Annotated in this window: 8 protein-coding genes; 3 read left to right on the plus strand and 5 right to left on the minus strand. The window is 31.0% G+C overall.

What is annotated here, in order from left to right; translation table 11 throughout:
- Positions 1-424: 424 nt before the first annotated feature.
- Together LPC16_RS03460 and LPC16_RS03465 are read left to right on the plus strand one after the other, a co-directional pair.
- Complete coding sequence (locus LPC16_RS03460) at positions 425-1,723, plus strand: homoserine dehydrogenase (protein WP_229636830.1); 1,299 nt, start codon at positions 425-427, stop codon at positions 1,721-1,723.
- 632 nt (positions 1,724-2,355) lie between these two features.
- Positions 2,356-4,992: a chloride channel protein gene (locus LPC16_RS03465; protein WP_229636832.1), complete on the plus strand. Its 2,637-nt coding sequence runs from the start codon at positions 2,356-2,358 to the stop codon at positions 4,990-4,992.
- A 16-nt stretch (positions 4,993-5,008) separates the two neighbouring features.
- Here LPC16_RS03465 and LPC16_RS03470 read toward each other — a convergent pair whose 3' ends face one another.
- Positions 5,009-5,497: a crossover junction endodeoxyribonuclease RuvC gene (locus LPC16_RS03470; protein ID WP_229636833.1), complete on the minus strand. Its 489-nt coding sequence runs from the start codon at positions 5,495-5,497 to the stop codon at positions 5,009-5,011.
- A gap of 659 nt (positions 5,498-6,156) precedes the next feature.
- Between LPC16_RS03470 and groL the strand changes: the two genes are divergently transcribed.
- The gene (groL, locus tag LPC16_RS03475; protein WP_229636836.1) at positions 6,157-7,869 is read left to right on the plus strand and encodes a chaperonin GroEL; all 1,713 of its coding nucleotides are present in this window, start codon (positions 6,157-6,159) and stop codon (positions 7,867-7,869) included.
- A gap of 199 nt (positions 7,870-8,068) precedes the next feature.
- On the opposite strand, the gene LPC16_RS03480 is transcribed toward groL, so the two are convergent.
- The 4 genes from LPC16_RS03480 to LPC16_RS03495 all read right to left on the minus strand — a co-directional run bounded on the left by LPC16_RS03480 (position 8,069) and on the right by LPC16_RS03495 (position 11,849).
- Entirely contained in the window at positions 8,069-8,950 is an 882-nt protein-coding gene (locus tag LPC16_RS03480; protein ID WP_229636838.1) for a Tab2/Atab2 family RNA-binding protein, read from the minus strand.
- A 17-nt stretch (positions 8,951-8,967) separates the two neighbouring features.
- Positions 8,968-9,936, minus strand: a complete 969-nt coding sequence (locus tag LPC16_RS03485; RefSeq protein ID WP_229637714.1) for a glycosyltransferase family 2 protein — start codon at positions 9,934-9,936, stop codon at positions 8,968-8,970.
- 22 nt (positions 9,937-9,958) lie between these two features.
- On the minus strand, positions 9,959-10,930 hold the full coding sequence (locus LPC16_RS03490) for a glycosyltransferase family 2 protein (RefSeq protein ID WP_040054179.1): 972 nt from the start codon (positions 10,928-10,930) through the stop codon (positions 9,959-9,961).
- 271 nt (positions 10,931-11,201) lie between these two features.
- Positions 11,202-11,849: a DUF8619 family protein gene (locus LPC16_RS03495; RefSeq protein WP_229636841.1), complete on the minus strand. Its 648-nt coding sequence runs from the start codon at positions 11,847-11,849 to the stop codon at positions 11,202-11,204.
- Positions 11,850-11,893: the final 44 nt, after the last annotated feature.

Below are 11,893 nucleotides of genomic sequence, written 5' to 3' on the forward strand. Positions count from 1 at the left end.
TAGACCTCCAATAATATCATTATGTAATTTTGCCTCGAAATTAATCTCTTAAATACAATACCTCATTTCTGGCTAGAATAATTAATTTTATACTTGATATTTTCTAAATTGAATAAAGTAAAGAAAGTTAATACTATTTATAAAAATAAACTTTAAGTTAAAATCACTAAGTTCATAATAATTTTAAATATAGTTTTTTTGCAGACGTTACTTTAATATTTTACTTGTGTAGAGAAAACAATTGTTTTAATTTCTAAAATATTTTAATTAAATAATAAAAAATATACAAATAATTGTTCAATTCCATAAATGGCGAATAATAGTATCTTTATTGTTTAATTTTAAAAATTTGTTGAAAAATGAAATTTCAGTGACAGTAAACCGTTACCCTAGATTGAAGAGAAATCATAGGAGTGATACTTAGGTGACTATCAAAATTGGCTTATTAGGTTTAGGAGTAGTTGGAACGGGAGTTGCAAAAATTATACTTGATCCTTCAGGGCGTAACTCCCTTTTAAATGAAATTTCTATAGTAAAAATAGGAGTACGATCACTTGATAAATCTCGTCAGATAGATTTACCTCCAAATATAATTGGAACTGATTTAGAAAGCATAGTCAATGATCCTGATATTGATATTATAGTTGAGCTATTAGGTGGATTAGAACCGGCTAGAACACTCATTCTAAAAGCTATTACCAACAAAAAACATATTGTTACTGCAAATAAGGCAGTTATGGCACTGCATGGAGATGAAATTTATAAAGAAGCTTATATAGCTGGTATAAATGTCTTATCAGAAGCTACTGTTGGAGGAGGTATTCCTATTGTGAAAGCTCTCAAACAGTCTTTAGGTGCCAATCGCATTGAAAGTATTGTTGGTATAATTAATGGCACCACAAATTATATTTTGACAAAAATGGCTTCTACAGACACTAAATTTGAAACAGTTCTGATGGAAGCACAAGCATTAGGATATGCAGAATCTGATCCAAGTGCTGATATTGATGGATTAGATGCAGCTGATAAAATTGCTATCTTAGCTTCTTTAGGATTTGGAATACAAATCAATAGAAATGACATTTATTATGAAGGTATTCGTGGGATTAACTCTATAGACATAAAATATGCTAAGCAATTAGGATTCGTAATTAAATTATTAGCAATTGTAAAGAAAGTTGAAAATAATACTTCTAAAAAATTACAATTAAGAGTACATCCCACTTTGGTTCCCAGAGAACATCCTTTGGCTCATGTAAATGGAGTATATAACGCAGTATTAGTAGAAGGAAGTCCTTTAGGAGAAGTCATGTTTTTTGGAGAAGGTGCTGGTTCTGGGCCTACAGCTAGTGCAGTAGTATCTGATATTATAAATATTGCGGATGCTCTTAAGAAAAATACAATTATTGATTCTATTAGCCCTTCACCACATCGTATTAATAATAATTCATACGAGATAACTTCTATAGAATCAATTAAGACTCCTTTCTATGTTCGTTTTCTTAGCAAAGATCTACCTGGTGTTATAGGACATTTAGGAACAATGTTTGGTAAATATAATGTTAGTCTAAAGTCAGTTGTACAAATTGGTTTTCAGGGAAACTTAGCTGAAATTGTTGTTATTACTCATCATGTTGATGAAGGTTCTTTTCGTACTGCTCTTAATAAAATGTGTACTTTAGAAGCTATTGATTGTATTCCAAGTGTTTTACGAGTTTTATGAAAATTAATAACCATTTTTCTATTGAAGATCCATAATTTTTAATTTTTCCCTAAAAATAGAATTATATGTGTAGTAAAAAAATAGTATTAAACTTCTTAATTTTGAGCTATCGTGATGCAGTTATCTGAAATCAACTTTTATAATAAAGTTGTATTAGTAAAATTATATTATATATATAACATCTATCAGATAGCTTGTTTAAAACTTGATTTATTCATTAAATATTATAAAAAAATTTCTGAATAACAAATTAATTCAATTAATAAAATTTCTTGTACATTGTGCATTAATAGTAACCAGACATTCTTAGACAAAAGTAGAATGCATTAGCTATGTATTAATAAAATTACTATAAAGGCATCTACAAACTAACTGTAGATATATGGGATATATCTACAATCATCTTAATCATGAGATAACCACCTTTATATATATTTATAGTATTTTATAAGTAATAGAAAAAACACTACAAAGAATATATGATTAGTCTTGAAATATAAAGTCTCAATGATTTTATTAAAAATTAAAAAATTCTAAAATGATAGATTTATGATAAACAACTTTATAATATTTTATGTTAGTTCTTTCTTTTTACCAATATTCAAAAAAGCTCAGTTTTATTTAGCTAGTTCATGCAGTCTTATATAAATTCCCAGCATTTTTATAAATGGATAAAATCACAAAAATTTGATATCAGCAATAATAATAATTATGCCCTAATAGAAGCATGTATCATAGGCGTACTTTCAGCTATCGCTGCTTTGCTTCTAAAACAAGGAGTAGGCTATTTAGGTAGCTGGCGTATTACTTTGGCCAACAATTTTGGAGCTATATGGGTATTACCTTTTGGAGGCTTAAGTTTAGGTTATTTATCTGGCTGGTTAATTGAAAAGGCTTCTCCAACTGCAGCTGGTGGAGGAATTACTCAAGTAAAAGCTACTCTATATAGATATCCTATTCCATTATCTCTAAAGGTAGCAATTGTTAAGCTAGTTGGTACAGTTTTAGTCTTAGGAGCAGGTTCAATCCTTGGCCGTCGTGCTCCTACTGTTCACATTGGAGCTGCTTTAGCAGCACAACTTAATAGTTGGTTCCCCACTTCTCCTGAACGTAGAAGACAAATGATTGCTGCAGGAGCAGCAGCAGGTTTGGCTGCAGGTTTTACCACTCCTATCGCAGGAGTCCTTTTCGTTGTAGAGGAATTAATGCAAGATGTCTCTGGATTGACGTTAGAAACATCTATCGTCGCTTCTTTTACAGGAGCAGTAATTTCGTTACTTCTTCAATCATCAACACTTAATTTTCCTTCGCCTTTATTAAAACTTCCTAATATTAATTTTTCAGTATCTGAGATTCCATTTTATCTACTGCTAGGAATTTTAGCAGGAATTTTAGGAGCTTTGTTTAATAGAGGATTACTATTTAGTTTAAAAGTACAACAAAATTTTAATTTATCTCTATCTTGGCGTATTGGCCTATCTGGCATGCTTTCAGGTACTATAGTGGCTATTCTACCTCCTTTCTTTCAGGATAATGCTGGTTTAAGAATCGTATTAGTAACAGGAGGATTAAGTGGAGAAAAGATTTTATTAGTATTTATAGCCCACTTTTTTCTAACAATGCTTGCTTATAGCGCTAATACTCCTGGCGGATTGTTTAGCCCGGCTCTAGTTTTAGGGTCAGCATTAGGTTATTTAGTAGGGGATTTTGAAGCATTTTTAACAGGTACTGGATCAGAATCTACATATGCTTTAGTAGGTATGGGAGCTTTCTTTACAGCTGTAGTTAGGGTTCCTATTACTGCTATTGTTTTCGTTTTTGAGCTTAATAGAGATTTTAATATAGTACTTCCACTTATGATTACTTGTGCAACATCATACATAATTGCTGAAAATGTTTCTAGAGGATCGCTGTATGATCATATGTTAAAGGCTTTAGGAATTAGTACTGCTGAAAAATCAACTTCGCAGAACCTTGGCCATGAATTAATAGCATCTCAAATAATGCAGTCTAAGGTTGAAGTATTATCTAGTCACTTAACATTAGACGATGTACTTAAGAAAATGATGGTATCAACTCATCGAGGATTTCCTATAATGAGTAATGGAAAATTAGTAGGAATTATTACTCAAATAGATTTAAAGAAATTATCCAATGTTTCACTGAGTACTCCTTTATCAGATTTTATGAATCCAGATCCCTTAACTATAAAGGCAGATGCATTCTTAAGTGATATTTTATATGTTCTTGATCATCATCAATTTTCTCGAGTTCCAGTCGTGAAAGAAAATAAACTAGTAGGAATAATAACTAGAACAGACATCATTAATGCTGAAGCAAACAAAGTAGAAAAAAATATTTTAAGCCATAGTAGAAACCATGGTTCTTCATTTTATACAGTTTATCAAACCAGATCTTCTATAGCCGGAAATAATAGACTATTGCTGCCTCTTTTTAATTTAGATATAGACTTTTCTTTGCTCAAGTTTGTAATCTCGTTAGCTCAGAAACAAAATAAAGAAGTTGAATGTTTACAAATAATAGAAGTACCAAAGTATAACAATTTAAGTAGGAATGAGATATTTACTGGACCTGACCGTCAGTTACTTCAAAGAGTTGAGATGTTAGGTTATCAATATGGAGTCCCAGTTCATACTCAAATTGTTATAACTCATGATGTTAAGCAAACTATTCTGGATATTATTCAAAAAAATCATATTAGTTCAATAATTTTAGAATGGCACAAGAAAAATATAGCCTCTCAAATACCTGATAATAAAGTAATTGACATACTAATAAACCAAACTTCATGTGAGTTAATTTTAATTAAGTTAGTCTTAGGTAAAAAAGATTCATTTTCTGAGTTAAGTAAGTGTAACAATTGGCTTATTCCTATTTCTTATGAGTCTAATGCTAAGCAAATTTTAAAATTATTATCTGAGTTAATTCAATTATATTCTTCTCAAAATCCTCCCAAAATAACATTGTGTTACACATTTTCATTAAATAGTAAAAGATTAGCTCATAAATTATTAGAAAAAAAAGCAAAATTATTAGCGAAAAAGTTAAATTGTGAAATATTTCCTATTTTTACCCGTTCTCGATCAACACTCAAAACAGTATTTGAATTAAGTTCAACAAAGACATATAAAGTGATCGTATTAGGAATAAACCAAAAGGAATTGTCTAATTATGTAGTTCAACAGAAGATTTCAAAACTTATTAACCAACACAACAATAGTACTATTGTTATAATTAAAGAATCATAAATCTTAAGAAGCTATATTAAATATTGTTTGTCAATCCCGATAATCCTGCATATGCAATGGCGATTGCGTCTACGCTATCATCAACAGGTATTGTTTGTAGATTAAATAATTGATTAATAGTCTGTGCTACGCTGTTTTTTGTAGCTTTCCCACTGTCTAAATAACGTTTCCAACTAGCTTGGTGAAGAAAAACTGGTTGAATTTGCGTTTCTCGATAACAAGCCAAGTTAATTACTCCTACTGCTTGTATTACTCCACCTGCAGCTTTAATAGTACGACTAAAAAAAGGCATTTCAATTGAAATACCATAAAAATTAAATTCACTCAGTAACTCTACTAAATCATGTTCAATTTCTAAGAGTCTTTGAGATGTTGATAAACCTTTATTTGTTTGGATAACTCCATAATCAATAATTAATGGGGTCGATTTTGTATGAGCTTTCAAGATTGCCCATCCAGTTATAGCAAGTCCTGGATCAATTCCTAACCAAATTTTGTCAGACATTTGAATTACAATAAATGGACATAAAAACCTATATAGAAAATTGATTGTTTTTGGTCAATATCTTAGTTTAATAGATTGAATAGATTCGAGTAATTAATTTTTATAAAAGCATAATATAATCGAGTTAAATTTATACTAGAAAGTAAGTTATTGGATGAATAATATTTAATGATTATTTAAATAAAAACACTATATATATTATTTGACTTTGCTAAAGTATTCCGTTTTTCTAAAAATTGTTTAGTTATAAAGCTTACTTGCTTAATTTAAGGCCGTTACTTACAAATAAAAAATTATTATTATTACATTATAAATTATTAATAATTAATGATATAAACAGTACGATAATGTATAGAATAAATTTGTAGATGTTATCAGTTCCAATCGTAATAAATTTTTTAATTTGGATTGAAAAATGTTCGGATATCCTCACCTTTAGGGTCTAGACTCCCACACTCTTTTTACTATGTAAAAAAAACTTTTTTAATCTCCTGCTTTAAGCATTAGCACTCACACCATAAGAGTGCTAAATTAACACTAATGGAAAAACTAAAATTATAAATTACTATTATAAATATTATCTATAGTAGTAAGTTAACTAGTCTTTGACCATTATATAAAAACATCAAAGTTAGGATTCATAGGAGTAAAAAACAAATATGGCGAAAATTGTATCATTTGGCGATCAATCTAGACGCTCTCTAGAGCGAGGAGTTAATTCTCTTGCTAATGCTGTAAAAATTACCCTTGGTCCAAAAGGACGTAACGTATTATTAGAAAAAAAATTTGGTGCACCTCAAATCGTTAATGACGGAATTACTGTCGCTAAAGAGATTGAATTAGAAGATCCTTTAGAAAATGCAGGAGCTAAATTAATTCAAGAAATTGCTTCTAAGACTAAGGAAATAGCTGGAGATGGTACTACTACTGCTACAGTAATTGGCCAAGCTCTAATTAGAGAAGGACTTAAAAATGTTATTGCTGGGGCTAACCCTGTAGCCTTGCGACGGGGTATGGATAAGACAGTTGCTTATCTAGTTAAAGAAATTGAGTCAATTGCTAAGCCTGTTGAGGGTGAAGCTATAGCTCAAGTCGCAACTGTATCTGCAGGTAATGATTTAGAAGTCGGTAAAATGATTGCTTTGGCTATGGATAAAGTTACGAAAGACGGAGTAATAACTGTTGAAGAATCTAAGTCACTTAATACAGAGCTAGAAATAGTAGAAGGAATGCAGATTGATCGTGGTTATTTGTCTCCTTATTTTATAACCGATCAAGAACGTCAACAAGTTGAATTCGATGATGCATTAATTTTAATTACTGATAAAAAAATTAGTGCAATTGCTGATTTAGTACCTATTCTTGAAGGTGTTGCCAAGGCTGGTAAGCCATTATTGATAATTGCTGAAGATGTTGATGGAGAAGCTTTAGCAACCTTAGTAGTTAATAAAGCAAGAGGAGTATTAAATGTTGCGGCTATAAAAGCTCCCGCTTTTGGAGATAGAAGAAAATCTGTACTTCAAGATATAGCAATCTTAACTGGGGGAAGCGTAATTTCTGAAGAAGTAGGACTAACTTTGGATACAGTTTCTGTAGATATGTTAGGTACAGCAAGTAAAATTACTATAGTCAAGGAAAATACTACTATAGTAGCTAATACTGACCCTAAAACTACTTCTGCAGTACAAAAACGTGTTGAACAATTGCGTAAGCAGGCAGCAGAAACAGATTCTGAATATGATAGCGAAAAGCTACAAGAACGCATTGCTAAGTTAGCAGGTGGAGTAGCTGTTATTAAAGTTGGGGCTGCTACAGAAACAGAATTAAAGGACCGTAAACTTCGTATCGAAGATGCTCTTAATGCAACAAAAGCTGCAGTAGAAGAGGGTATTGTTCCTGGAGGTGGAACTACACTAATTCATTTAGCGATTAAAACTGCAGAATTCATAAATAATTTAGGTAATGAAGAAGAAAAATTGGCAGCTAATATTGTGGCAAAAGCTTTAGAAGAACCTTTACGCCAATTATCTAATAATGCTGGATTTGAAGGATCTGTTATAGTCGAAAAAGTACGAAATACAGATTTTAATATTGGCTATAACGCAACAACAGGAGTCTTTGAAAATATGATTGCTGCAGGTATCATTGATCCTGCTAAAGTTGTTCGCTCTGCTTTGCAAAATGCTTCGTCTATTGCAGGCATGCTACTGACTACAGAAGCTTTAGTAGTTGAAAAACCTGATCCTGAAGCTGAAGCTGCTGCTCCTGATATGGGCGGCATGGGTGGCATGGGCGGCATGGGCGGCATGGGCGGCATGGGCGGCATGGGCGGCATGGGCGGCATGGGCGGCATGGGCGGCATGGGCTTCTAATGTCGTATTATTTTTGAAATATCTTTTATTTAGAATTGTTTAAATTTTAAGGGCTTTATTTTAATAAAAAATAAAGCCCTTAAAAATTTCGTTATGGATAGTAAAACTGCTGTTGAGATGAGTTACATACAGGTATTAATTTTTAGGAAGTATTCTAGTAAAGGCTAATTAATTATCAATATATTAAATTTCATCTCTTTTACATTTTATTGACTAGATCGTCTTTTAAAAGCCAGAATCCACTAAAAAACTCTACATTAGGATTAGGCTGAATGGCGAGAAAATGTATTCCTTTTGAATTCTCTTTCTTTTTTTGAAAGTTTTGAGCTTTTTGGATTAGCTGAATATTTTTCAAAATAGTTAATGTTGATCTATCATTTAATCCTGTCTCTAGATAGAGGATCGAGTTATTTTTTTTATCAAATCTTAGGGAAACTAACTCAAAAGCAGATAACCAGGCTGCCATTGGAAGAGCTCTTGAAGAAAAGAAAATTAAACCAGGGACTGTAGTCTGTGGAGTTAGATTATATGGCGAAATTGCATAATTTTCTCCAAAATTAATATTCCATTCATGTATATGATTAAAATCAGAAACTTTTAAGTCAACAAATAAATATTGATTAAATTGATTATCTTTTAAAGTATCAGGCAAAGAGACTATATTAGAATCGTTGTTAGTTACACATGTTGTAGAAACTTTATTTTTATTTTGGCTTTTTATAGACTGAAATTTTTTTTCTCGCCTATCTATCCAGTAATTAAGAGCAAATGTTCTACGGCTTGGGATAGCCTCAATTTTTGCATCTGTACAAGCCTTCACGATCATATTATGCATTTGGTGACGAAAGAAACGAATTAAATCTGGACTTTCTCCAGCTTTTTCTATTGCTTTTTCAATAGCCTGACGTAACCAAATAGAATTAACTGTATTTGAAGGGCACAACTGGGAAAATTTAAAACAACTATTAAATGATTTATCAAAATTTGTAGGAGTCTTGCAAATTAAGACCTCCCATAGTTTTTTATTGTTATCAAAGAAATTTGGACGTGAATAAAAATCTAATTCCCATACCTTTTTCATAATTCCCCTTTAAGTTCTTAACTAATAACTTCACGTACTCTATAAATTGGACGTTTTTGTGACTCATGATAAGTACGCATTACTAATTCTGCCAATAGACCAAAGCTCAATAGTTGTACTCCGGTTAAAATTAATAGTACAGATAAAATTAATAGAGGCCGTACTCCAATGTCTTGTCCTAAAATTTTAATAATTGATAAATAAATGCTACTAGATAGACCTAAAGTCATTAATGTTAGGCCCAAGCAACCAAAAATATGCATTGGACGAGTTAAAAATTTTTTTATAAAAAGAATAGTGAACAAATCCATAATAACGGGAAATGTTCTTCCCAGTCCATATTTACTTACACCAAAACGACGAGGGTTATGATTCACAGCTAATTCTGTTATTCTAGCTCCTTCTATATAAGCTAAAGCTGGTATAAAACGATGTAATTCTCCATATAAATTCATATCTGCTACTAATTCTGAGCGATAAGCTTTTAATGAACAGCCATAATCATGAAGGCTTACGCCTGTTAATTTAGCAATAATTATGTTGGCAATTTTTGAAGGGAGAAGACGAGTGAAAGTGTTATCTTGACGATTATTACGCCAACCACTAACTAAATCATAACCTTCGTTTAGTTTGTTGATAAGACGAGGGATATCTGCCGGATCATTTTGTAGATCACCATCTAAGCTAATAATAATATTACCTTCAGCATTTTTAAATCCTGCTGCCATAGCGGGTGTTTGGCCATAATTGCGTCGTAAAATAATAGCCTTTAAGTCTTTTCTCTTTTTTGCAAGCTGTCTTAAAATATCTGTAGAGCCATCTTCAGAACCATCATCAATACAAATAATTTCATAGGAATATTTATCAATTAGAGAATTAGAAATATTGTTTATCAAAGTCTCTAATGTATCTTTTTCATTAAAAATTGGGATAACTACTGATACAGTCACAGAATTCTGGGATGAGTTAAATATTATAGGTTCCATTTTTACATTAGTATCTTTTATCTTACTCATAACTAATTTCTGAGTGAGATAAGTATGCCATTCGCTTAACTTCCAATCGGCCACGAGCTACAGAATCAAGAATTAAACCACACGTAAAACTAAGAAAAGCAAGTAACATAATAGCAACAGTGAGAATAGCTGTTGGTAATCTAGGAACTAAACCTGTACTTAGATAAGTCGTAATTAAAGGAAATCCAATCATAACTGATAATATTCCCAATAGAGAAGAGATAATACTAAAAAACAAAAAAGGCTTTACTTCTTTAAAAAGCAATATAGCTGTTCCTAGAACTCTCCATCCATCAGTAAGTGTTTTTAATTTGCTTTCTGAACCAGGAGGTCTTGAACCGTAAGCAGTATATTCTTCTGCAAAAGGAATTTTTAACTCTAGTGTATGAATTGTAAGTTCAGTTTCAATTTCAAAGCCAGATGAAAAAGCTGGAAATGATTTAACAAATCTACGAGAAAATATACGATATCCTGAAAGCATGTCTTTAACTTTTGCACCAAATAGAAATTCAACAACTCCAGTAAGAAAAATATTTCCACTACGATGCCCTAATCGATAAACTTGTTTATTAGTAATTGTAGAACGACGAGCTCCAACAATCATATCAAGTTTTTCAGAGATTAATTTTGATATTAGAAATGATATTGCTTCTACCTCATATGTATTATCTCCGTCTACCAAAATATATAAATCCGCATCAATATCAGCAAACATTCGTCGAACAACATTACCTTTACCTGGCTGAGATTCATATCGAACTATAGCACCAGCTTTTTTGGCTTGGATTACAGTATCATCGGTAGAAAGATTATCATAAACATAAATCTTAGCGTTTGGTAACTCTTTACGAAATTGATTTACTACATTACCAATAGTTAAACTCTCATTTTTACAAGGAATCAACACTGCTAAACGATTACAGCAATGAGTAATGTTTGTAAATAAAGGTTGATGCTTTGACATTTGTTATACGTATGTTTAGATATTATTTAACTGACTTTTGTCATTATTCAAAGTTCCATTACACTGTAAATGATTAAGTTTTGAAATACTTTTTTTAACTATAGTCAAAATTTAAAAAATACAGATTTCTTTTTTTTAGACTTAACTAATAATTCAAATATATTAATTAACTTAATTTTTGAAAAATATTTTTTATCAAGTTCTGTTCATAAAATTTTTATAAAATTTCTTTTCTACAAATTACTTTATTTTGACTTGTATGTTTTTTTAATTAATTTTTTATTTTTAGGTTTTTACTAATTTGTTTAAAAATATCACGGCGAAGATAAGGATACTTACCCACCCATAAATTATGTCTAGGTAGATAAACATCTGTTACTTTAGTAATACGGCTTAAGTTCGGAACTTTGGAAATAACTAACATTTCTGCAGACTCACCAGGTTTAATAACTTGCAAAAGACGATCAACAGGCATTTTGACTATTGCTGCAAAACCTTTATCATCTCCGACTTCAATATTGATCAATCGTTTTTTGTTTTCAATAACAATTAATTCTCCAAACTTATTGACAGTTTGCTCCTCTCTGATAAGCTCCTCAGTAATAAAAACATCTAATACTTTTCCGCTCCAAAAACCACAATATGGATAAATACGATAACTTCTATTTTTAATAGAAGCCCATAAAATAGGTGCCCATAGCCAGTAAGATCCAGAAATGATATAGAAAACAAACTTTATAGTTAGCCACTCTGAGCCAAATAAATTTCCTAATACCCAAGTTATTATCAATATAATTAAAGAAATAAAGGATCTTTGTAATAAATCACGCCACTTTCCCCAATAAAATGAATATTGGGTTCCAGTAGCGACAAGAGGAATTAGTTGTTCAAAGGCTTCACGAGTTAAAGGAACTAACATAAGTCACTATTAATAATTATTTTGGATTTATTTTTTAAATTAAT

It is taken from the genome of cyanobacterium endosymbiont of Braarudosphaera bigelowii, from assembly GCF_020885515.1.
GTDB classification, from domain to species: Bacteria; Cyanobacteriota; Cyanobacteriia; order Cyanobacteriales; family Microcystaceae; genus Atelocyanobacterium; species Atelocyanobacterium thalassa_A.

Bases quoted from the DNA above. Each gene is read 5' to 3' on its own strand.
- LPC16_RS03465 (WP_229636832.1), top strand. From the start codon at position 2,356: ATGCAGTCTTATATAAATTCCCAGCATTTTTATAAATGGATAAAATCA.
- LPC16_RS03470 (WP_229636833.1), bottom strand. From the start codon at position 5,497: ATGTCTGACAAAATTTGGTTAGGAATTGATCCAGGACTTGCTATAACT.
- groL (WP_229636836.1), top strand. From the start codon at position 6,157: ATGGCGAAAATTGTATCATTTGGCGATCAATCTAGACGCTCTCTAGAG.
- LPC16_RS03480 (WP_229636838.1), bottom strand. From the start codon at position 8,950: ATGAAAAAGGTATGGGAATTAGATTTTTATTCACGTCCAAATTTCTTT.
- LPC16_RS03485 (WP_229637714.1), bottom strand. From the start codon at position 9,936: ATGGAACCTATAATATTTAACTCATCCCAGAATTCTGTGACTGTATCA.
- LPC16_RS03490 (WP_040054179.1), bottom strand. From the start codon at position 10,930: ATGTCAAAGCATCAACCTTTATTTACAAACATTACTCATTGCTGTAAT.
- LPC16_RS03495 (WP_229636841.1), bottom strand. From the start codon at position 11,849: ATGTTAGTTCCTTTAACTCGTGAAGCCTTTGAACAACTAATTCCTCTT.